This window comes from Acinetobacter sp. YH01008, from assembly GCF_013420435.1.
Classification (GTDB): Bacteria; Pseudomonadota; Gammaproteobacteria; order Pseudomonadales; family Moraxellaceae; genus Acinetobacter; species Acinetobacter pseudolwoffii.
Genome location: NZ_VOYD01000001.1, coordinates 94,805 through 114,738, shown reverse-complemented (window position 1 = coordinate 114,738; position 19,934 = coordinate 94,805). Strand labels below are relative to the sequence as shown.

Genomic DNA, 19,934 nt, shown 5'->3' with positions numbered 1-19,934 from the left:
TCGCTATGCCTCGTACAATGCTGAATGATCAACACTGGTCTAAGTTACTTTCTATTTTCCGAAATTTTGATATCTATTTCAAATCTAATTTGAGAAATTTTGTCGAAGCAATACTTTATAGAATAAGAACAGGCTGCCCATGGCGTGATTTGCCTAAAGAATTTGGTTCGTATAACTCAATCTTTAAAAAATATAATCGTTGGTGTAAAAATGATAAGTTAATGAAAATATTTAAATTAATTTCTTCAAATACTGATATGGAATGGGTTTTTATTGATGGTAGTCATGTTCGGGCACACCAACATTCTGCTGGAATAAAAGATCAGGATATTTCTAAAAGCATTGGTGGAAATAGTTCTAAAATACATTTAGCTGTTGATGCGGATGGCAATCCAATCGAAATTATTATCTCCGATGGAACGATACATGATGTCAAGATTGCTCCCAAAATGATTGAAAAACTTGATTTGAGTGAAACGGAAGTATGTTGTGCAGACAAAGGATATGACTCTGAATCATTAAGAGAACAAATATCTGCGAAAAAAACTAAAGCGAATATTCCAAGAAAATCAAATACTCAGTCAAATAATGATCATATGGATTGGTATTTATATAAAATCAGACACTTAGTTGAGAATGCATTTTGTAGGTTAAAGCAGTTCAGAGGAATAGCAACACGATATGATAAGCTAAAGTGTAGCTATGAGGGGGCAGTTGTATTAGCTTGTATATTTATTTGGCTACCTTTATCGGGTAAATTCTATACTTGAAATGTCAACAGACCCTAATCCTTGTGACTTAAAAAAATTTTTATTAATTCAAAATAATCTTAACAATAAATAAACAATATCTCCACATAATAAACAAATTAACAATATTTTTTTATAATTTTTATTCATTTAAATAATTAACTTTACTCTTCTTTATAGTCAATAAATACACCTGTATAACCGAGTAAAACTTGGTAATAACAGGATTTTTTCTATAAAATAATTATAAAAACACTGAGTAAAGTCCTGATATGCTAATTCTTAAAAAAATATTCATGTATACACTCTATTATTAAATTGAGAATTTTTTTATTTATTGCCTATAAGACCCAGTCGAAGCATGCTAAAAAACACGTCTTTATAATAGATAAAAATAACGATGAAAATATTCAATCAAAAAATCGTCATAACAGCATTAACGCTTAGCTTATTTATAGCTCTACCCCAAGCTCAAGAAACCGAATTAATCCCCTAAAAAAACAAGTCGCTGGCTACTATCATCACCAAATCGGCAACACCCAAATCACCATCCTACTCGATGATACAAACTACTTAAACCCATCCATGTTTAAAGGCTTAAGCAATACATAAAAAAAGCCTCTATCTCTAGAGGCTTTTTATTACTGGGTCACTTAGCCTTGCAACACAAATTCCCAAATGAAATAACCCAGTCCAAAACCAATCAGCGCATATAAGGTAATGATGAAGAATACAAAGCTGGCATTGTTTTTTCTTTTCCAAAAACTCATAGCGACATCCAAAGCTTGTTCGTAATACCCTATGTTAACGAGCTTTTAATAAAAAGTGAAATACATCTAAGCATTTTATTTATAATAATATTTTTACAAAAAACACATTCTTTACTTTCAAAAAATCAATATACAGATTCAGATTGAATTTTTAGTACAGATGCTAAATCGCCATTTCGATTTAAAAAAAATGGTAAATATATTCATATTCTTTTTTGCTGGCATCCATGCTAATACATAGAGTTGACTTTAATTACATAAGAATAGCCATGAAATACCTCAGCTCTTATCTTGTCGGATCACTCCTTGCTTTAGGTTCATTGGCAGGTATTTCCCCAACACACGCACAAACGCCTTCCACTTTAGAACAACAAAAACAGGTTCCCGGATATTATCAATACAGCTTTGGAGATTACCAGATTACTGCCCTGCTGGATGGCACCAATTATTTAGCCAAAGTCTTGTTTAAGGATATTCCTGAAGCAGAAGTGAATCAGATTTTAAAAAAATATTATGTTGACCAAAGCAAAGGCATCCAGACCTCCGTCAATGCTTTCCTGGTAAATACAGGCAAAGAACTGGTCTTGGTGGATAGCGGTGCTTCTAGCTGTAATGGGCCAAACTTTGGGTCTATTTATTCAAATTTACAGGCATCTGGACAAAAGCCTGAGCAAGTCAATACGATCTTATTAACGCATTTACATCCTGATCATGTTTGCGGCATCAGTAATAACGGCGTCGCCAATTTTGCCAATGCAAATATTTATGTATCGCGAGCCGAACTGGATTTCTGGATGAATCCTAAAAGTGTAGAAAAATTACCAAAAGCAAAACAGGCCGGTTTTTTGGGTACAGTCGATAAAATCAAGAAAGCCATCGCACCTTATCAGGCCAAAGGTCAGTTAAAGACCTTTAAAGCTGGCGATAAAATCCATGGTTTTGATGTGATCAGTTCAGCGGGGCATACACCGGGGCATTTTGGATTTAGCTTAAAATCCAAGGGTCAGGAGATGATATTTATTGGGGATATTGTACACTCCCATACCATTCAGTTTGACCGTCCACAGACCGCTATAGATTTTGATATCGATCCGAAAAAAGCGGTTGAAACCCGCTTAAAGTATTTTGCGGAATATGCAAAGAATGGCCAGACGGTGGCAGCACCACATTTACCATTTCCGGGAATTGGGCATGTTTATTCTAAAGATGCTAAAAGCTATCAATGGATTCCCGTGCATTTTAAAGATTAAGTTCAAATGATCAGCTGTCCCTTGGAAAGCTAGTAAGAATGATCACTTTCCAAGGATGATGACTTCAAGTGTTGAAACTATTTCATCCCGAAAATAAGTTTTAATCCGAGCACGGTCATCACCGCACCTGCTGCCCGATCAAACAATGCCTTAAACTTTAAATACACACGGCGCGGCTTTTCAGCAGAAAGTGCAATGGCCACCAGTGAGCACCAGCCAGCATCAATAAAAAAACATAAAATGGGCAAAGCAAAGTAGAAATAGTTCGGAATTTCTTTTGGTAATAAGGCGGTAAAAATACTGGCCAGCACAATCGCAATTTTTGGATTCGACAACTGCGTGATTAAACCTGTGGTAAAAGCGCGACGTAAAGACATCTGTTTGGTAATGCTCGAATCTGCCTCAATCGGATCTTTGGCATGCTTAATAATTTTAAAAGCCAGCCAAAGTAAATATAGCCCCCCACAAATTTTTAAGGCCAGATAAGCCGAAGGCACAGCCAGCAAAAATGCCTGCAAACCCAATACTGCCAGCAAACCGAAAATTGCTGCACCTAGACCAGTTCCCAGTGCAGTAAATAAACCATGTTTACGTGAAATCGCAATTGAATTTTTTGCCACATAAATAGAAGTCGGCCCGGGACTCATTGCACCTAACATCAGGGCAACAGCAATTGAGCCTAAAATCCAGAATGATTCCACGAGATAACCTGACTTAAAAATTGAAGGATTATTTTAAGCAAAAACCGGATGATTTGCTTTAAAAATTTCAGTATTGGTCAGGAATTTTAGTTACTGTAATGGCTTACTGTTTTAATTGATCCTGAGCAATGAATTGCGTGTCTAACAGTTGGTAATCCTGATCATGTACCGGTACACCACCAATAATCATGGTACGGGTCTCTGTTTTAGGTTTATTCATCGCATCATCACAACCCGACAAACTGAGCATTACACCAACCAAAACAGCATAGGACAATATTTTCATTATTCTACCCTCCTCAGGGTTTCCTGTATTTAGATTAGCATCCCTGCTTAAATAATCAGCAGAATATTTGTGACATTCTGCGTCAATTTTTATCTCATGCCTGAAAATGACTTATTCTCAATCCCTGATCTTTACTGCTTTCGCTATAATGGCCGAATAACTGACTGTGTTAAGTTTTATGTTTGCAGAGATTGCCCAAAATATTCCCGATCAACAGATTAATTTTCACGATATTATTTTAACAATACGTCGTCTGGATCTGGTACATCCGCAAATTTCAGGCAACAAGTTTTTTAAACTGAAATACAATTTTCTGGAAGCACAAAGACAGGGTTATCGGCAGATTCTCAGCTTTGGTGGTGCGTATTCCAATCATATTGCGGCCACTGCATTTGCCGCACAGCAGTTTGGTTTTCAAAGTGTGGGGATTATTCGGGGTGAGGAGCTGGCCCATCGGCCACTCAATCCGACTTTAGCCACCGCACGGCAGTTGGGGATGCAGCTACATTTTGTCAGTCGTGAACACTATCGTCGCAAGCAACAGCCTGAGTATCTGGCCGAAATCGCACAACAATTTCCTGAGCATTATCTCATTCCTGAAGGTGGAACCAACGCTTTGGCCATTCAGGGCTGTCAGGAAATTTTAAGCCCGCAAGATGCTCAATTTGATGTGGTTTGCTGCGCAGTAGGCACTGGTGGAACCATCACTGGTCTGATCGAAGCCAGTCAGGCGCATCAGCAGGTTTTAGGATTTTCAGCGCTGCAAGGCTCATTTTTAAAAGATGAAGTCGCGCAACTAACCAGCAAAACCAACTGGACTATTCTGGATGATTATTGCTGTGGCGGCTATGCCAAAACCAGCACAGCCCTCATACAGTTTATTCGGGATTTTGAAACCGAATTTGCAATTCCACTAGAGCAGGTCTATACCGCTAAAATGTTGATGGGCATCTTTGATTTGATTGAAAAAGATTATTTCCCAGCAGGATCTAGACTGCTGGTGATTCATAGCGGCGGGTTGCAAGGCCGTAATATTGATACTATTTCTACAATTGCTTAAGCCTGAATCGGTTGATTATTATTCAGCGCAATCATCCCTTTGACCAAGCGGTAGATATGCCAGATAAAGACCAGAAAGATGATTAGAAATCCGATCAAGATCATAGTTAATAAGCCACCAACAATATAACCCAGCAAACTGACCCAGAAGGTTTTAATCTGCCAGTCCACATGACTTTCCAGCCAGGTGCCGCGCATTTCATCACGTTTAATATAGTTCATGATAATGGCTATAAATGGGGTCACACCCAGAAAAAAACCCAGAATATAAAGAATATAACTGATCAGGTTGTATTGTTTTAGATCCTCTGACGTTGCCATAAGCCCTGCCTTATTATTGTGATTTTTGTAAAACTGTACAAAAACTATGCATGATTTTAAGCCGACTTACAAATATTTTATGTTTAAACTCTAATACGAATCGGCAATCAGCCTGTTGATTGTTCAGGAATAGAGAAAGCGGAAATAAAATTGTCTATAATGCTTTCCTTTTGTTCTCCCTCGAGTGTTTTATGTCTTCCAAGCAATACGATGTTCTCGTCATAGGTGCCGGTGCTTCAGGTTTAATGACGGCGTATATGGCTGCACAACGTGGGCGTAAAGTCGTAGTGGTGGAAAAAGCCAATAAAGTTGGCAAAAAAATCCTGATGTCTGGCGGCGGTAAATGTAATTTTACCAATCTGGAGGTCGAACCAAGCCATTATATTTCGCATAATCCACATTTCGTGATTTCAGCATTAACGCGTTATAGCAATTGGGACTTTATTGGCCTGGTCTGTGAATATGGTATTGCTTATGAAGAGCGCAAACATGGACAACTGTTTACCCTCAATGGTGCAAAAGATATTCTGTCAATGCTATTGGCAGAATGTGACAAGACCGGTCTGGTCGATCTTAAAACCAGCTGCGAAGTAAAGGCAGTCAATCCGGTCGATGATCAAGGCTTTCAAGTCGCTACATCACTTGGATATTTTGAGGTTGAATCTGTAGTAGTGGCATCCGGCGGCTTGTCCATTCCGACGCTGGGCGGTTCGGGCATTGGCTATGAAATCGCAAAACAGTTTGGACATCATGTTTATCCGACCCGTGCCGGTTTGGTGCCCTTCACTTTCTCTGATGGATTTAAGGAAGTGACCACTCGTTTAAGCGGGAATGCCGTAGAAGCGACCCTTTCCAATGAGCTCAACAGTTTTACCGAAGCGCTGCTATTTACCCATCGCGGTTTAAGTGGCCCAAGCTCCCTGCAATTGTCCAATTACTGGAATGTCGGTCAAAGCTTTCAAGTCGATTTCTTACCAAGTGTAGATTTGCTGGATTTCTTTAAAACCAAAAAACAAAGCCAGCCCAAAGTGTTATTGCGCACTTTACTCAATGAATTTTTACCGAAAAGTGTCGTGGCTGAATTACAGGGTCTAATCTGGACTGACGTCGCAGAAAACCCAATTGGCAATATCAGTGATAATCAACTGGAGCAGATTGCGACACGGCTGCATGGTTTTGAAGTGAAACCATCCGGAACAGAAGGCTACCGTACTGCGGAAGTGACTTTGGGTGGTGTGGATACCAGCGAAGTCTCTTCAAAAACCATGGAAAGTCAAAAGCAGAAAGGCCTATATTTTATTGGTGAGGTGCTGGATGTTACCGGACATTTGGGCGGCTATAATTTCCAATGGGCATGGTCATCCGCGCATGCCGCATCGGAATATATTTAATCAATAGATCATCAAGACTGATATTTAGTTCATTCCAGATAATCTGTCTTAAACAGCTTGAGATTGGCCGTATTTCCTAAACGGTCAATCGTCAGCTGCATTTTTCGAGTGGCTTCTCGCAAATATGGCGGTGCTTCATCTGTTGAAGTGTTCTTGAATGTATATGATAGTGTTTGCCACATGATGTTGATCTCCTTTTTTATATTTTTAATGCAAGAAGAATACCAAAATCATTTTAGTATTCACCTGAATATTATATATTTCTTAAAGGCCAAATTCTATTGTTTGTTATTCAGCAGAATTCTTTCAGTTAAATTCGTCTGTATCAGGTATTTTCCTATCCAGCGCTCGCTCTGACTGCTCGTCCTGTTTGCTCTTCACAAAAATAAATCGATAGGCCGCGGTAAAAAAGCCAATGGTAATTCCCGCGATAACCAAAGGAGCCAGAACTTTGTTGGGTTTCTTGCTATTCATTTATTTTTCCTCGTGACTGAAAAAAATCGACCACATGAGCGTGGCCGATTTTGGTTAAAAATGACAGGTTATTTCAGGTCATCTTTTTTCTGAGTGGAACGATCAATATCGACATTTGGTTCTTTTTCTCCGGTTGAACCAAATGGATTATTGACTGGCGGATGAGTCGGATCGACTTTTACTGAATCAGGTACGGCTTGATCCGCATCCGGATTGACCGGATCAATACCCAATGATTCATCATCCTGCGGTGCAGTGGTGAGGATTGCCGGTGTGGTATGCGATAAGTCCGTACTCATTGGCGTAGTACCCTCTGCGTCTGAATCTTGATTTGGCACAATACCTGCTCCTGGCGTAGTGGTTGAAGAATCAGTAGTACCGGTCATGTTTTGTGAACGGTCGGAGTATTGTCCCATTGATGTATCTGTAGAACCCATCCCCATCGCTGCACCTGTCGTGCCTGCCATGTCCGTTGTACTTGAAGTACTCTGAGTACCTAATCCTGAAAATATGCTGTTTTCAGCTTGATCTTTGACTGGATTCGGTTCTTTGGCTTCGCGTTTTGCTTTATCAATCAGATCTGTTAAAACTCGCTCCGCAGGCTGACGACCACCCAGACCAAAAGCCAGAGCAAATGCTACTGCGACAGCACCCAGCGTTAAACCAAATGCCAGGTTCACAATCGAGTCGGCAATACCCATGGCACGTAGACCCATGGCAACGACCAAGCCCATAATCAGGACACGCACCAGATTCGCTAACCAGCGTGAGCTGTTATATTCACCGCGTTGTACGATGTTCGCGACAATATTTGCCAGCCAGAAACCGATCACCAGAATCACGGCACCGAGCAAGATGTTGGCGCCGAAGTAAATAAACATCGCAATCAGGCCGCTCACCTGTTCAAAGCCGAGACGGTCTGCTGCTTCGGACACTGCAAATAACATGGTGAACAATACGATCAGATAACCGACCACACTCGAAAGTTTAGTGGTGCCTAAAAAACGCTGTACATCCAGTTTGGCAGGAATTTCATCAACACCTGTACCCGATACCACTTCAACCACCAGACGTGCGACCAGTTTAGAGACCACATAAGCCAGAATCAGAATTAAGGCAGCAGCAATAATATTCGGAATGGCATTCATGATTTCATACAGCATCGCCGTGGCAGGCTGAGAAATCGCTTCGACACCCAATGCTTCAAAAGCAATAATCAATGCAGTAATGATCACGACAGCGAAGATGAATGAACCAATCACCTGTGCCACATTGGAATTTTTGAAAATACCTACTTTTTCAGCTTGTTGTTGTACATTCAGACTGTTTAATAGGCCTTCAACAATACCGCGAACAATTTTTGCCAGAATATAACCGACAAAAATGATCACTGCAGCAATAAAGATATTTGGTAAGTAGCTTACGACATCAGTCAGCATATTCTGAACTGGTAACAACAGACCGTTGAGTCCCAGAATAGACAGTACGATTGGCAAGAACAGTAATAAAATTAACCAGTAAGCAATTTCACTGATGTTCTGACTAATGGGACTGACACCCACTTCAGCACTGAGTTTTTCGTCTAGTTGGGTTCGGTCAAGTAGCTTTTGTAGCCCTATTTTCACCAGGTTGGCGACAATCCACCCTATGAATCCGACTGCAATTGCACCTAGTAACTGCGGGATAAATAACAGGAATTGCTGAATCATATTACTGAAAGGACCACTGATACTGGTCAGGTTGAGTACATTCAGTGAACCAATTACGGCAATAATCAGAATAATCCAGAACACCACCCGGGCAATAATACTTTCGATATTAGAGCGATGGCCTGTCGCCGTATTTAAGTGTGTATTGGTTCCAAGTTTTTGCAAGACTTTCTTGACTGCTGCCGAAACCAGTAATGCAATGATCCAACCAATGACTAATATGGCAATTGCACTCAGAATGGGATGAAACTGATCCCAATAATACATGGCGTCGAAGCCGCCACGCGGACTTCTCATATAATCATTCATGTTGTTTTACCCTCTTTGTTATTAAGCTATTTATCTGAAATCGGGAGCCTATCCTTGAAACATTCAGCCCCTTCTTCTTTCGGATTCACCTTCAGATTTGATGTTTTTAGACTTGAGCCAGCTAGCTATCATTAGCTTAAACATCACAATATATTGCAAAAAAGCCCCAGTGGTTTCACTAGAGCTTTTGATATATGTCTGAGTTATCGAGCCGCCTGTGCATCATCTGTCGCAGTTGCTGTTGCTTCTGTTCCATCACCTAGCGTTGCAGTAGCTTCTGTAGGTTCACCGACTGGAGTCGTATTGTTTGGTGTCGCAGGTTGCACATTAGGGTTCGGATGTCCAGCAGGTGCATCATTTGCGTCTGGATTCATGTCAGCAAACATATAGAACAGTAATGCCAGTAAAAAGATACCTACCAAAATCAAGATATAAACAGGAATACGCTTTTTTTGCGTCACTGCTGTCTGATGATCTAAAGGTGGTTTTTTATTGAAATCATCGACCATAACCATCCTCACTCTTTGTTATTCATAAGTAGATTTTTAGCATAACAAGCAGTTAAAACAGCTTCTGTGACAAAACATGGTGAGATGGTGACGGGATGTAAGTTATATGTATGAATAATATTTAGAATAATCTTTAAGCAATCGTGCTCATTTTTAATTCACTGATCGCTACTGGTTGATGGTGAATGGGTTTAACTCAGTATTATCCTGCTATTCATTTTCCCCTCATGTGAATGACATAGAAAATTACTGGCAGATCAACACATCTAATCGCTTGAATAATTGCAACACTATTCGCTTAAACCTTCTTATAGAGCGATATAAAGCGTATCAGAAAAGAAAAAGGCTTTATAATCAATCTGATAATGAGGTTTAGCTTCTCCATTCTTTTCCAATCCCAGTTTGCTTGAGTTGCCTGAGTGGTATGCAGTCCTTTGAAATTCAAGAGCTTCAGTACGCGACCTCAGGGCAGAACCAACACTAAAATTTGCGCTAAACAATAGCACTGCTCAGTTTCTATAAAATGGGCTATAATGTGTCCCTCATTTTTTTATTTCATCGAGCTCTATGGCGTATCGTCAACAAAGTGTATCGTTGGATCTTGACACTGATGTCACCCACCAATGCACTTTGCATCATACTCGCGATCAGCATCTGATCGGGATTATCGAATTCAGTAAACCGAGTTTTGCACTGCGCTGGCAAGACCTGGAGTATTTCCGTCGTCGTACTGAAGAGTTTTCCGTGATGCCTTTCCCGGACTGTGTCAACGCAATGATTATCGATATCCGAGATGTAACAGCATGGCTCGACAATGAAGTGCCAATTATTCCATGGCGTTTATTGGAAGAGGATTGTCCGGTACGCTTAGTCGTCCCTGCGGATCGTCTTGAGCACTACGCTGGATTCTTTGAACCGACCTGGCTCAGCGCCGATGTCGAAACGGCCATTCAAGAAATTCGTGAATCGATGGATATGTTTGTGCATTAAGCTTGAACCGATAAAAAAACCTCCAGTTTGGAGGTTTTTTTGTGACTTTTTCTTTCTTATACTTGTAGTTCAATCTCTTTATTTATTTGCATTCCTTTGAGCATCCCACAGATTTCCTTTTCTGATTCAGTAACATTTCAGCAATAAATTCAGCTTGAGTCATGCTTGAATCATCAACTAAGATGAATATAAACGAATACTTAGACTTTATAGCAATAATCAGAATATTGTCTTAGCAGCGCCTGAAAACGGGCGTACTCATAATAATTGAAAATGAAAAATGGAGTTTCACGATGAAAACAAAGACTCAATTCGCTACGCTGCTGTGTGCCAGTGCCCTGACCTTGGGACTGAGTGCCTGTAGTGATAATCAGGCACCAAGCAATCAGCAAGGCAGCGAGAATACTTCTGGCACGCTCAATAAGATCAAACAGTCCGGCACGATTGTATTAGGTTATCGTGACTCCTCGATTCCATTTTCTTATATCGCTGACAATCCGAATCAGCCAGTCGGCTATGCCCATGACCTGCAATTAAAAGTGGTCGAAGCCGTCAAACAAAAGCTGAATCTTCCTGATTTAAAAATCCGCTACAACCTGGTGACCAGCCAGAACCGGATTCCACTGGTCTCCAACGGTACGGTTGATCTGGAATGTGGCTCGACGACGAATAATAAGGAACGCCAGCAACAGGTCGATTTCTCTGTCGGCTTTTTTCAAGTAGGTTCCCGTCTATTAACCGCAACCAATTCTGGTATTCAAGATTTTAGCGATCTGAAAGGCAAAAAACTGGTGACCACTGCCGGCACCACATCGGAACGCTATATTCGTCAGCATGAAAAAGAATTGGGCATTGGTGAAATTATTTCGACCAAAGACCATGCAGAATCCTTTTTAATGCTGCAAAGTGGCCGTGCTGCTGCCTTTATGATGGATGACATTTTACTGGCGGGAGAAAAATCCAAGGCTAAAAATCCGCAACAATGGCACATTGTAGGTACAGCTCCCATCAATGAAATCTATGGCTGTATGTTACGTAAGGGAGACCCCGAATTTAAGCAGGTGGTAGATGACGCGATTAAAGCCACATATAGCTCCGGTGAAATCAATAGCATGTACCAGAAATGGTTCCAGTCGCCAATTCCACCGAAAAATATCAACCTGAACTTTGCCATGTCTGATGACTTGAAGGCCCTGATCAGCACCCCGCATGATCGCGATCAATAGATTCTGAATCTTATTCATCTGCTTAAGCATCACCTGTTTAAGCCCATTTTGGAGTGATCATGAATTACAGCTGGAATTGGGGTGTCTTATTACAACCGACCGGGATTGGTGATAGCACCTATCTCAACTGGATCATGACTGGCCTCGGCTGGTTAGCGGTCATTGCGATTGTAGCCTGGTCGATTGCCATGCTCTTGGGTAGCCTGCTGGGCATCATGCGCACCTTGCCCAGCCCAACGGCCCGGGCGATTGGTAGCGCTTATGTCACCATTTTTCGGAATGTGCCTTTACTGATCCAGTTATTTATCTGGTTCTATGTGGTTCCGAATTTTCTGCCGAACAGCATTCAAAGCTGGTGGATCAATGATCTGGGAGCCAATACCACGGCGCTGATTTCAGCCAGTATTGGTTTGGGACTGTTTACCGCAGCGCGGGTTTGTGAGCAGGTGCGTACCGGGATTGAAGCCATTCCACCCGGGCAGATCAATGCCGGCTATGCTATGGGGTTTAGCACCACACAATTATATCGCTATGTGATTTTACCGCAGTCTTTTCGCATGATCTTACCCCCCTTAAGTTCTGAACTGACCAACTGTGTCAAGAACACCTCGGTGGCCTCACTGGTCGGGGTTGCGGAACTCATTTCCCAGATGAAAACCATCAGCGAATATACGCAAAATACCATTGAGATTTACACCTATGTCACCCTGATTTTTATCCTGATCAATGTCTGCCTGATTGGCTTGATGAACTTTCTGGAAAAGCGCCTTCAGGTGCCCGGTCTGATTGCGGGGACTAAATAATGGAATGGTTCACTGCATTTTTTCAGGATTTACAATTATCCGCACCTGCCCTATGGCATGGTCTGAGTATTACTTTAAAAGTCTTATTTTTTGCCACCATTGGCGGGGTCTTTATTGGCACCTTACTGGCATTGATGCGGCTGTCTTCAATCAAGGTGTTGAACTGGATTGCCAAGGGTTATGTCAATCTGTTCCGTTCGATTCCCCTTCTGCTGGTACTGATGTGGTTCTACTTCGCTGTGCCTTTTATCTATACTGGGGTGACTGGAAAATATCTGACCATGGATACGGCACTGGTGTCCAGTATTGTGGCTTTTATGCTGTTTGAAGCCGCCTATTTTTCCGAAATTGTCCGTGCCGGAATCCAGTCTATTCCTAAGGGACAAACAGATGCGGCCTCTGCCCTCGGCATGAGCTATGGCCAGTCCATGCGCCTGATTGTACTGCCTCAGGCCTTTCGCAAAATGACACCGCTATTATTACAACAGACCATTATTTTGTTTCAGGATTCCACCATGGTGTATGCAATTGGCCTGTTGGACTTTTTCCGCAGCAATTATGTACGTGGTGACCTGATGGGCTTACTCACCCAATATATTCTTTTTGCCGGTTTGGTCTATTTCACCATCAGTATGATCGCCACCTATATTGTTAAAAAATTACAGCAGAGGTTAACTGTATGAACGAAGCCAAAGTCATGATTGACCTCCAGCATATCAGTAAATGGTATAAAGATTTTCAGGTACTGACCGACTGCACCACCCAGATTCGGCAAGGTGAAGTGGTTGTGGTTTGTGGTCCTTCCGGTTCAGGAAAATCCACCCTGATTAAAACCGTCAACGGTCTGGAACCTGTTCAGCAAGGCAGTATTCTGGTCGATGGAATTAAAATCAATGATCCGAAAACCAATTTAAATAAACTAAGAAGCCGCGTGGGCATGGTGTTTCAGCATTTTGAATTGTTCCCGCATCTCAGTATTACTGAAAATCTGAGCATTGCCCAGATCAAGGTATTGGGTCGTTCTGAAGCCGAAGCCAAACAGAAAGGACTTGCTTATCTGGATCGTGTCGGCTTAAGTGCACAGGCCAATAAATTCCCGGCACAACTTTCTGGCGGACAACAGCAACGTGTCGCGATTGCTCGTGCGCTGAGCATGGATCCGATTGCCATGTTGTTTGATGAACCAACTTCTGCGCTTGACCCTGAAATGATTAATGAGGTGCTCGATGTCATGGTCGGTCTGGCCAAAGAAGGCATGACCATGATGTGTGTCACCCACGAAATGGGCTTTGCCCGACAGGTTGCCAACCGGGTCATCTTTATGGATCAGGGAAAAATTGTGGAAGATTGCAGTAAAGATGATTTCTTTAATACAGCGCGTGGTGAGCGTGCCCAGCAATTCCTGAACAAGATTCTGCACTAAGCTGTCATTATTCACCTTGCAGATAAAAAAGCTCATCCAAGGATGAGCTTTTTTATCTGCAATTCAGACTTACCAATAATTCTCGACTGCAATATTGCCTTCGCCACGCCGGTTCATGATCAGGCCACGGGCTTTTAAGGCTTCTTTGGTATCATCGACCATTTCCGGGTTACCGCAAAGCATGACATGGGTGGTTTGCGGATTGAGCTGCATACCTGCGGCTTTTTCCAGTTCACCATTGGCAATCAGCACCGGTAAACGATCGTGCAAAGGTGCATCAGGCTCACGGGTAATAATCGGAATAAATTTAAATCCGCTATGTCCTTCGCCAAAGGTTTCGGCAATTTCCTGAATCCGTTCCACATAAGCAAGTTCAGCCCGGGTGCGCACACTATAAACCAGATTGATTTTTTCGTATTTGCTCCAGGTTTCAAAGTCTTGCAACATGCACAGAAACGGTGCCAGACCAGTTCCAGTGCCCAATAACCACAAGTCTTTGGGTAAGGGCAACTGATAACGGGCCAGCGTCAGATAACCATAGGGAATTTTTTCCAGAAACAGCTCATCCCCTACTTTAAGGTGCTGTAAATTGGAGGTAAATTTACCTTCTGGAACCACAATCGAAAAAAACTCCAGAGTTTCATCAAAAGGAGATGACACCACCGAATAGGCACGAACCACCAGTTCATCTCCCACCTGCAGGCCAATACGCGCAAATTGCCCCGCAGTGAATTTGAAGTGTGCCGGGCGTGTCATGGTGAAACTGAATAATGTATTGGTCCAGCGGTGTACAGATAAAACTTTTTCTAGGCTAAATTTTTCAATTGACATGATTTCAACGTGGCATGAAAGACTGTGCTCATGGTAGCATGGCAATATAATTTATTAATATTTTTTAAATGTTAAGGCTCTACTCATGCGCATGACTTTACGCCAATTGGCTGTTTTTGTAGCAGTGGCACAAGAGGGTACCGTAACGAAGGCTAGCGATGCCGTCAAACTTACTCAAAGTGCGGCTAGTATGGCTTTAGCAGATCTGGAAGATGGTCTGGGTGCTCCATTATTTGACCGTCTAGGCAAACGTTTACAGCTCAATGACTTGGGGCGCTTTCTTCTCCCTCAAGCGCTGGAAATTTTAGGTCGATGCGAATCTTTTGAACAGGTTGCGAAAGGTGAGCTTCAAAGTATCGATTTACGTTTAGGTGCAACCCTGACCATTTCAGATTACCTGATTCCTGACCTGATGGCCGATTTTCTAAAAATTCAGCCTCAAGCGCATTTACAGCTGCAAGTTGGTAATACCCGTCAAATGATTGAAGCGGTGAATCAGTTCCAGCTGGATCTGGCCTTGATCGAAGGCTCCTGTCATCTGCCACAACTGCAATGTATCCATTGGCGCGATGATGAGCTGGCGGTGTGCTGTGCACCGGATCATCCCCTAGCGCAATTGAACCGTGAGCTGACCGCGGAAGATTTCAAATCTGTAGAGTGGATTCTGCGCGAAGAAGGTTCAGGTACTCGCGAAGTCTTTGATAATGCCATTTTGAAAGATGTGCCGGATGCCAATATCCGTCTGACACTTGGCCATAATGAAGCAATTTTGAAAATCGTAGCAGGCGGAATCGGCATGTCCTGTATTTCCAAACTTGCGATTGAGCCTTTACGCGAGAAAGGTCAACTGGTGATTCTCAATACTCCGTTCTGGTCTCTAACGCGTCCATTGTTTATGCTGGTACATCGCCAGAAATATCAGGGGCCAGGCCTGAGAGCCTTTATGAATTTCTGTGAAGCTTAAATTTGTTTTTCAATCAAAAAGCACCTTAAGGTGCTTTTTGATTCTATCTTAAAATTGGCTTTCACACGGGATGCCATCGCCGTCACCATCCATTTTAGTATTTGGACAGTTCCGGATAAAAAATAAAGCCTCTTCGTAAGAACCCATCTGACTACAGTGTTCTCGACCATCGCATTTAAATTGAGATATAGATTGCGAAGCCGTCTCTGAAGTTTTCGGATTAATAGAGTAACTTTGGCTTGGTAACTCAGCACCACGATTTTCTAGATTCTGCCTACCCTGCTCAGATAATCCCTCCATAGCTAAATCACCTTGTGCCGCTCGCTGCTCAACTACGATTCGTTGCTGCTCTACCATCAGTTGTTCAAGCTTCTGCTGTTTTTGAACTTGGTAGCTTTGGTATTTGTTATAAACAAGCCCAACAAGAATCGCAATAATAATTAGTCCCGATATTGTGATTAGTTTGGATCGAGTTGATGATTTTGTCTTTTCATAACGTGAAGAAACATGTACTTCAGGATCTTCATATAAATCATTATTCTGCTTAATAACCAATTTTGATTTAATATCCAGCCGGACAATATGGTCTGCCTTAAACTTTCCATTATCTTCAACCATTAAAAACTTTAATTTTTCCCCAATTTTTAGTGGAATATTTTGATTGGGAAAGTCTTTAATGTGAAAAAATAAGTCTTTAGATTCCCCTTCGATTTGAATAAAACCAAAACCACGATCTTCGTTATAGGTTTTGATTTTCCCCTCTTGAAACATAATTCGCTCTTATCTTTAATATTTTTTATGATTGTAATCAAAAAGAGACTGAAAAGCTTTTGTAAAATTCTCTAAAGCAGAAACACAAAAACTAGAAGTGCCTCTTATAGAAAAAGAAGAGATCCCAAGTTAAAAGTAAAAAATTAAAATTTCTTTTTTATTTATACTTCGCCAAAAATCATAAACCCAACAGCTGATACCAATGCCAGCCATAGGGTCGGACTAAAGAAAAGTGAATTACGTACCGGAACAGGGACTGTGGGTGCCAAGGATTGCAAGGCGACGACTTCTGGCACAAATTCATCCTGCACTTTAATATCCAAGCGTACCAAGTTGTCTAAGGTCATGCTTTCTTGTTGGGAAATGATTCTAAATTTAAGCCGCTCTCCAATTTGTGGCTCAATTTCAGGCGAAGGTAAATCCTGTAGCTTGAAACTTAACTCTTGAGCTTCCCCTATCAACTCCAAAGTACCCATACCACGTTCGGAATCGTAAGTTTTAATTTTTCCATCCGTAAACATGACATTTATCTCTATAGAATTCATTTAATTTGTATTCTAAGCCAAAGGAAATGTTCAGCATTGTTGCTGTTTGGTGGATTTTTTATGTGTTGTCTGTCTCTTTAAATATATAAGCGGTGGTGCTATAAAAAAAGAGGCTTGAAAGCCTCTTTTAGAATGTAACCAAACACTATTAAGTATGAGAATAATCCATTAACCACGGAAGTTGTTTAACAATGCCGATGTAATTGATTTATTGTGTGTTGCCACTTTGGTTTTTTTAGCTTTCTTTGAGTTGTCTTCGACACGTTCAATCTTAATCGCTTTATACTTATCGCCATTTTCAACAACATTAAATTTCACGCGTTCATTGCGTTTTGGCTCGCCTTCTGCCGCAGGGAAGTCTGAAATATGGAAGAATACATCTCCCTCAGCGCAGCCAATAAAACCGAAACCTTTGGCAGGGTCATACTGTTTAATTTTGCCCTGATACAATTCATCTTTCATGCTATTGTCCTATCCTGAAAATGCCCTGTCTACATTATATAAAAAAGAGGCTGTAGTAGCCCCTTTTTTCATCATATTCAAAAATTAGTCTTTTTGAACTGAACCAAAGATTTTATCGCCAGCATCGCCAAGACCTGGAACGATATAACCATTTTCATTTAAGCCATTATCGATAGAAGCAGTAAAAATCACAACATCCGGATGCGTAGCTTCTACACGCTTAATGCCTTCTGGTGCAGCAACCAGAACCATCACACGAATGTCTTTACAGCCGCTGGCTTTCAATACATCAATTGCAGCCACTAAAGAAGAACCTGTCGCCAACATTGGATCAATGATCATCGCGATACGGTTTTGTACGTCTGGAACCAGTTTTTTATAATAGGTACGTGCTTCCAGAGTTTCTTCATCACGCTCTAAACCAAGTACCGATACTTTTGCACTTGGAATCAGGTTCAGGAAACCGTCAAGCATGCCAATACCGGCACGTAGAATTGGTACAACAGTGATTTTTTTACCCGCAATACGGTCAACTGTAACAGCACCATTCCAGCCATCAATATCATGTTCAACCATTGGCAGGTCTTTGGTTGCTTCATAAGTTAGAAGCATGGTCACTTCTTGAGCTAACTCACGAAAATTCTTGGTACTGATATCTGCACGACGGAGTAAACCAAGCTTATGTCGAATGAGCGGATGACGGATTTCATGGATTGCCACAGGAGAACACCTAAAAGGTTAAAGATAAATTTCCGCTATTATAAAGGCTTTTATTGATTTGTATAAATAAAAAAGCCCCCAATCATGGAGGCTTTTTTGTAATAACGTCAATCTTCGCAGATATTAGTTAAAACCACTTTGAACCAAAGTGAAAATGAATTGCTGTAATTCAGGTGATATTGCGAAGAACGCATATTTAGAAATCGCAATCACTGGATCTGGATAAACACCAATCACAAGTACCGCAAGTGCAGCAAGTAATACCATGATACCGCCGACTTTTTGACCCCAATGATTCACCGCATCTAGACGTGGTGTTTCAGGTGGTGTCATGTACAGCACGACCATCACGCGCAGGTAGTAATACAAACCAATACCTGAACCCAGAATAACCATTGCAGTCAGGAACCAGGCTTCGCCTGCAACTGCGGTTTTAATCACCAGGAACTTACCGATAAAGCCGGCAGTTAAAGGAATACCTGCAAGAGACAGCATCATTACGGTTAATACAGCAGTCAGGACTGGACGGCGCCAGAACAGACCACGGTATTCAGCCAGACTACCCGCTTCATCCGTATTGTTATACGGACTCGACATCAGCGTCACAACACCGAAAGCACCAATCGTGGTTAATACATAAGTAATCACATACACGTTTACACTTTCAAAAGTCGCAAAACCTTGAACCTGTAAGAAATCGGTATTACGTGAACTGACGATGGCAACCAGCAAATAACCAAAGTGCGCAATTGAAGAGTATGCCAGAATACGTTTCAGGTTCACTTGGCGAACAGCCAGCAAGTTACCTGCAAGAATCGACAATACTGCAATAATCGAAATGATCGTTACGAAGCTGTCTGCCAGGATCAAACCTGAAGACAAAACATAACGAACAAACAGACCAATCATCGCCACTTTTGCCACAGTCGCAAGGAAAGTCGCGATTGGTGCTGGTGCACCTGCGTAGACGTCTGGTGTCCATTTGTGGAATGGTGCCAGCGATAATTTAAATGCCACAGCAAATACAATTAAGGCCAGACCAATTATCACAGCTGGCTGACTGAATACAGTAAACAGTTTGCCCGGTTCAGCAACGAAACTTAAAGTACCGGTATAGGCATAAATATATGCCATACCCATCAGCAGCATTGCAGACGCAGTTGCTGAAAGCACCAGATATTTCACACCTGCTTCAAGCGATTGAGAACGTTGATGTGTATATGCCAACAGGCCGTATACAGGAATCGACATCAACTCAAGGCTAATAAAGAATGATGCATAGTGCGAGCTTGCCACCATTAACATTGCACCCGCGACGGATATCAACATCAAGATATACAGCTCTTCACGATTATCTTTATAAGTTTCGATATACGCGTGTGACAAGGTACTACAGGCAAGTGCAGCAATCAGAATCACAAACTGGTACAACATCGTAAATGGATCTACGATGAACAGATTCATCACATTGGCAGGTGCAAATGTGCCTGCCAACAGAACGAAAATGATATAGAACGCTGCTAAGTTCAGACCAACAACAGTCGTCGTCGCAACAAGATTATGGTTACGCTTGATTGCCGTCAGCAACATCACGACGATCGCAGTTAACGACACGATCATCACAGGTGCGAGCGGCATAAGCTCAGAAAAAGACATTGTGAAGTTCATGGC

The 19,934-nt window shown here is 41.7% G+C and carries 24 protein-coding genes; 10 read left to right on the top strand and 14 right to left on the bottom strand.

Features of this window, described 5'->3' with window-relative positions; translation table 11 throughout:
* Positions 1-5 precede the first annotated feature (5 nt).
* On the top strand, positions 6-770 hold the full coding sequence (locus FTT75_RS00570) for an IS5 family transposase (RefSeq protein WP_180185781.1): 765 nt from the start codon (positions 6-8) through the stop codon (positions 768-770).
* A 632-nt stretch (positions 771-1,402) separates the two neighbouring features.
* On the opposite strand, the gene FTT75_RS16005 is transcribed toward FTT75_RS00570, so the two are convergent.
* On the bottom strand, positions 1,403-1,519 hold the full coding sequence (locus FTT75_RS16005) for a hypothetical protein (RefSeq protein ID WP_005169658.1): 117 nt from the start codon (positions 1,517-1,519) through the stop codon (positions 1,403-1,405).
* 269 nt (positions 1,520-1,788) lie between these two features.
* On the opposite strand from FTT75_RS16005, the gene FTT75_RS00565 reads away from it, so the two are divergent.
* A complete protein-coding gene (locus FTT75_RS00565; RefSeq protein WP_180185780.1) occupies positions 1,789-2,769 on the top strand; it encodes an MBL fold metallo-hydrolase in 981 nt (326 codons plus the stop codon).
* A 77-nt stretch (positions 2,770-2,846) separates the two neighbouring features.
* Here the strand turns inward: FTT75_RS00565 and FTT75_RS00560 are convergent, their stop codons facing one another.
* Positions 2,847-3,470, bottom strand: a complete 624-nt coding sequence (locus tag FTT75_RS00560; protein ID WP_100329141.1) for a LysE family translocator — start codon at positions 3,468-3,470, stop codon at positions 2,847-2,849.
* A gap of 103 nt (positions 3,471-3,573) precedes the next feature.
* Positions 3,574-3,756 (bottom strand): NF038215 family lipoprotein, encoded by a 183-nt coding sequence (locus FTT75_RS00555; RefSeq protein WP_005169654.1) that lies wholly within the window; start codon positions 3,754-3,756, stop codon positions 3,574-3,576.
* Between the two features lie 178 nt (positions 3,757-3,934).
* Between FTT75_RS00555 and FTT75_RS00550 the strand changes: the two genes are divergently transcribed.
* Positions 3,935-4,816, top strand: coding sequence for a 1-aminocyclopropane-1-carboxylate deaminase/D-cysteine desulfhydrase (locus tag FTT75_RS00550; RefSeq protein WP_180185779.1), 882 nt, complete (start codon positions 3,935-3,937; stop codon positions 4,814-4,816).
* On the opposite strand, the gene FTT75_RS00545 is transcribed toward FTT75_RS00550, so the two are convergent.
* Complete coding sequence (locus tag FTT75_RS00545) at positions 4,813-5,136, bottom strand: hypothetical protein (protein WP_005169649.1); 324 nt, start codon at positions 5,134-5,136, stop codon at positions 4,813-4,815. The genes FTT75_RS00550 and FTT75_RS00545 overlap by 4 nt on opposite strands.
* Before the next feature lie 191 nt (positions 5,137-5,327).
* Here FTT75_RS00545 and FTT75_RS00540 point away from each other — a divergent pair, with 191 nt between their 5' ends.
* Positions 5,328-6,527 (top strand): NAD(P)/FAD-dependent oxidoreductase, encoded by a 1,200-nt coding sequence (locus FTT75_RS00540; RefSeq protein WP_180185778.1) that lies wholly within the window; start codon positions 5,328-5,330, stop codon positions 6,525-6,527.
* A gap of 29 nt (positions 6,528-6,556) precedes the next feature.
* Here FTT75_RS00540 and FTT75_RS00535 read toward each other — a convergent pair whose 3' ends face one another.
* The 4 genes from FTT75_RS00535 to FTT75_RS00520 form a co-directional block, all read right to left on the bottom strand.
* Positions 6,557-6,709 (bottom strand): hypothetical protein, encoded by a 153-nt coding sequence (locus FTT75_RS00535; RefSeq protein WP_180001524.1) that lies wholly within the window; start codon positions 6,707-6,709, stop codon positions 6,557-6,559.
* Positions 6,710-6,833: 124 nt separating this feature from the next.
* Positions 6,834-7,001 (bottom strand): hypothetical protein, encoded by a 168-nt coding sequence (locus tag FTT75_RS00530; protein ID WP_005097883.1) that lies wholly within the window; start codon positions 6,999-7,001, stop codon positions 6,834-6,836.
* Positions 7,002-7,069: 68 nt separating this feature from the next.
* Complete coding sequence (locus FTT75_RS00525; protein WP_074383455.1) at positions 7,070-9,019, bottom strand: mechanosensitive ion channel; 1,950 nt, start codon at positions 9,017-9,019, stop codon at positions 7,070-7,072.
* A gap of 203 nt (positions 9,020-9,222) precedes the next feature.
* Positions 9,223-9,528 carry a hypothetical protein gene (locus FTT75_RS00520; RefSeq protein WP_005097890.1) on the bottom strand — a complete coding sequence of 102 codons (306 nt, stop codon included), beginning with the start codon at positions 9,526-9,528 and terminating at the stop codon, positions 9,223-9,225.
* 567 nt (positions 9,529-10,095) lie between these two features.
* Between FTT75_RS00520 and FTT75_RS00515 the strand changes: the two genes are divergently transcribed.
* The 5 genes from FTT75_RS00515 (at position 10,096) to FTT75_RS00495 (ending at position 13,970) form a co-directional block, all read left to right on the top strand.
* On the top strand, positions 10,096-10,518 hold the full coding sequence (locus FTT75_RS00515) for a hypothetical protein (RefSeq protein WP_100534919.1): 423 nt from the start codon (positions 10,096-10,098) through the stop codon (positions 10,516-10,518).
* Between the two features lie 293 nt (positions 10,519-10,811).
* On the top strand, positions 10,812-11,744 hold the full coding sequence (locus tag FTT75_RS00510) for a transporter substrate-binding domain-containing protein (RefSeq protein WP_005169644.1): 933 nt from the start codon (positions 10,812-10,814) through the stop codon (positions 11,742-11,744).
* Between the two features lie 59 nt (positions 11,745-11,803).
* Positions 11,804-12,547: an amino acid ABC transporter permease gene (locus tag FTT75_RS00505; RefSeq protein WP_074383457.1), complete on the top strand. Its 744-nt coding sequence runs from the start codon at positions 11,804-11,806 to the stop codon at positions 12,545-12,547.
* The gene (locus tag FTT75_RS00500; protein ID WP_074383458.1) at positions 12,547-13,230 is read left to right on the top strand and encodes an ABC transporter permease subunit; all 684 of its coding nucleotides are present in this window, start codon (positions 12,547-12,549) and stop codon (positions 13,228-13,230) included. Before FTT75_RS00505 ends, FTT75_RS00500 begins: the two co-directional genes overlap by 1 nt.
* A gap of 14 nt (positions 13,231-13,244) precedes the next feature.
* Entirely contained in the window at positions 13,245-13,970 is a 726-nt protein-coding gene (locus FTT75_RS00495; protein WP_180185842.1) for an amino acid ABC transporter ATP-binding protein, read from the top strand.
* A 69-nt stretch (positions 13,971-14,039) separates the two neighbouring features.
* Here the strand turns inward: FTT75_RS00495 and FTT75_RS00490 are convergent, their stop codons facing one another.
* Positions 14,040-14,801 (bottom strand): ferredoxin--NADP reductase, encoded by a 762-nt coding sequence (locus FTT75_RS00490; protein WP_180185777.1) that lies wholly within the window; start codon positions 14,799-14,801, stop codon positions 14,040-14,042.
* Positions 14,802-14,886: 85 nt separating this feature from the next.
* On the opposite strand from FTT75_RS00490, the gene gigC reads away from it, so the two are divergent.
* Positions 14,887-15,765, top strand: a complete 879-nt coding sequence (gene gigC / locus FTT75_RS00485; RefSeq protein WP_005169640.1) for a LysR family transcriptional regulator GigC — start codon at positions 14,887-14,889, stop codon at positions 15,763-15,765.
* Between the two features lie 48 nt (positions 15,766-15,813).
* Here the strand turns inward: gigC and FTT75_RS00480 are convergent, their stop codons facing one another.
* The 5 genes from FTT75_RS00480 to nuoN form a co-directional block, all read right to left on the bottom strand.
* Complete coding sequence (locus tag FTT75_RS00480; protein ID WP_180185776.1) at positions 15,814-16,536, bottom strand: cold shock domain-containing protein; 723 nt, start codon at positions 16,534-16,536, stop codon at positions 15,814-15,816.
* Between the two features lie 161 nt (positions 16,537-16,697).
* Positions 16,698-17,057, bottom strand: coding sequence for a hypothetical protein (locus FTT75_RS00475; protein ID WP_180185775.1), 360 nt, complete (start codon positions 17,055-17,057; stop codon positions 16,698-16,700).
* A 192-nt stretch (positions 17,058-17,249) separates the two neighbouring features.
* Positions 17,250-17,543, bottom strand: coding sequence for a cold shock domain-containing protein (locus FTT75_RS00470; protein ID WP_004732065.1), 294 nt, complete (start codon positions 17,541-17,543; stop codon positions 17,250-17,252).
* Positions 17,544-17,627: 84 nt separating this feature from the next.
* A complete protein-coding gene (gene upp / locus FTT75_RS00465) occupies positions 17,628-18,263 on the bottom strand; it encodes a uracil phosphoribosyltransferase (protein WP_004280765.1) in 636 nt (211 codons plus the stop codon).
* A 123-nt stretch (positions 18,264-18,386) separates the two neighbouring features.
* Positions 18,387-19,931, bottom strand: a complete 1,545-nt coding sequence (gene nuoN, locus FTT75_RS00460) for an NADH-quinone oxidoreductase subunit NuoN (protein WP_074383461.1) — start codon at positions 19,929-19,931, stop codon at positions 18,387-18,389.
* Positions 19,932-19,934: the final 3 nt, after the last annotated feature.

Bases quoted from the DNA above. Each gene is read 5' to 3' on its own strand.
- FTT75_RS00470 (WP_004732065.1), bottom strand. From the start codon at position 17,543: ATGAAAGATGAATTGTATCAGGGCAAAATTAAACAGTATGACCCTGCC.
- FTT75_RS00530 (WP_005097883.1), bottom strand. From the start codon at position 7,001: ATGAATAGCAAGAAACCCAACAAAGTTCTGGCTCCTTTGGTTATCGCG.
- FTT75_RS00500 (WP_074383458.1), top strand. From the start codon at position 12,547: ATGGAATGGTTCACTGCATTTTTTCAGGATTTACAATTATCCGCACCT.
- FTT75_RS00475 (WP_180185775.1), bottom strand. From the start codon at position 17,057: ATGTTTACGGATGGAAAAATTAAAACTTACGATTCCGAACGTGGTATG.
- FTT75_RS00480 (WP_180185776.1), bottom strand. From the start codon at position 16,536: ATGTTTCAAGAGGGGAAAATCAAAACCTATAACGAAGATCGTGGTTTT.
- FTT75_RS00505 (WP_074383457.1), top strand. From the start codon at position 11,804: ATGAATTACAGCTGGAATTGGGGTGTCTTATTACAACCGACCGGGATT.
- gigC (WP_005169640.1), top strand. From the start codon at position 14,887: ATGCGCATGACTTTACGCCAATTGGCTGTTTTTGTAGCAGTGGCACAA.
- FTT75_RS00540 (WP_180185778.1), top strand. From the start codon at position 5,328: ATGTCTTCCAAGCAATACGATGTTCTCGTCATAGGTGCCGGTGCTTCA.
- FTT75_RS00555 (WP_005169654.1), bottom strand. From the start codon at position 3,756: ATGAAAATATTGTCCTATGCTGTTTTGGTTGGTGTAATGCTCAGTTTG.
- FTT75_RS00550 (WP_180185779.1), top strand. From the start codon at position 3,935: ATGTTTGCAGAGATTGCCCAAAATATTCCCGATCAACAGATTAATTTT.
- FTT75_RS16005 (WP_005169658.1), bottom strand. From the start codon at position 1,519: ATGAGTTTTTGGAAAAGAAAAAACAATGCCAGCTTTGTATTCTTCATC.
- FTT75_RS00525 (WP_074383455.1), bottom strand. From the start codon at position 9,019: ATGAATGATTATATGAGAAGTCCGCGTGGCGGCTTCGACGCCATGTAT.
- FTT75_RS00520 (WP_005097890.1), bottom strand. From the start codon at position 9,528: ATGGTCGATGATTTCAATAAAAAACCACCTTTAGATCATCAGACAGCA.
- FTT75_RS00495 (WP_180185842.1), top strand. From the start codon at position 13,245: ATGATTGACCTCCAGCATATCAGTAAATGGTATAAAGATTTTCAGGTA.
- FTT75_RS00490 (WP_180185777.1), bottom strand. From the start codon at position 14,801: ATGTCAATTGAAAAATTTAGCCTAGAAAAAGTTTTATCTGTACACCGC.
- FTT75_RS00515 (WP_100534919.1), top strand. From the start codon at position 10,096: ATGGCGTATCGTCAACAAAGTGTATCGTTGGATCTTGACACTGATGTC.
- FTT75_RS00535 (WP_180001524.1), bottom strand. From the start codon at position 6,709: ATGTGGCAAACACTATCATATACATTCAAGAACACTTCAACAGATGAA.
- FTT75_RS00510 (WP_005169644.1), top strand. From the start codon at position 10,812: ATGAAAACAAAGACTCAATTCGCTACGCTGCTGTGTGCCAGTGCCCTG.
- FTT75_RS00545 (WP_005169649.1), bottom strand. From the start codon at position 5,136: ATGGCAACGTCAGAGGATCTAAAACAATACAACCTGATCAGTTATATT.
- FTT75_RS00570 (WP_180185781.1), top strand. From the start codon at position 6: ATGCCTCGTACAATGCTGAATGATCAACACTGGTCTAAGTTACTTTCT.
- FTT75_RS00565 (WP_180185780.1), top strand. From the start codon at position 1,789: ATGAAATACCTCAGCTCTTATCTTGTCGGATCACTCCTTGCTTTAGGT.
- nuoN (WP_074383461.1), bottom strand. From the start codon at position 19,931: ATGAACTTCACAATGTCTTTTTCTGAGCTTATGCCGCTCGCACCTGTG.